The organism is Mesorhizobium sp. M7A.F.Ca.CA.003.01.2.1 (genome assembly GCF_003998945.1).
GTDB lineage: Bacteria > Pseudomonadota > Alphaproteobacteria > Rhizobiales > Rhizobiaceae > Mesorhizobium > Mesorhizobium ciceri.
This window is the reverse complement of the sequence record NZ_RZRA01001632.1, coordinates 1-510: the sequence shown is the minus strand read 5'-3', so window position 1 is coordinate 510 and position 510 is coordinate 1. Positions and strand designations below refer to the sequence as shown.

At 59.4% G+C, this 510-nt stretch carries 1 protein-coding gene; it reads left to right on the top strand.

What is annotated here, in order from left to right:
- Positions 1-91: 91 nt before the first annotated feature.
- Positions 92-510, top strand: a 419-nt coding sequence (locus EN969_RS34645; RefSeq protein WP_164758824.1) for a TetR/AcrR family transcriptional regulator, incomplete at its 3' end; no start/stop codon positions are given.

Sequence of the window (510 nt, the reverse complement as noted above, 5' to 3'; positions counted from 1 at the left end):
CTCCGAAGGGACCCGTTAACCCGAAATCCGTTGCCCTGGCTGCCGACGTCGGGACTGGACGGGAGCAGCCATCACGTGCAGAAAGTTCGTCATGCCCCGTGTCATCAAGCATCCAGAACTCAGGCGAGAAGAACTTCTGGATCATGCCCAGACCCTGTTCCTGACCCAAGGCTATGACAAAGCGAGCCTCAATGACGTGATTGCGTCCGCCGGCATCTCGAAGGGTGCTTTCTATCATTACTTCCCCTCCAAGGAGGCTCTCCTGGAGGCATTGGCCGATCGCTTTGCAAAACAGGCACTGGCTGGGGTCCAGGACATACTCCACGATCCCGGCCTCGACCCGCTTGGCCGCCTGAATGGCCTGCTCAGCCAGTCGCGGCGGGCCAAGATCGAAACCGCGCCGGAAGCTTGGGCTCTTTTCGAGACGATGTTCCGGCCTGAGAATCTGGTGCTTTTCCACCGTATCAATCTGGCCGCCAGCGCGTCGTTTTCACCGCTGCTGGTCAAGGT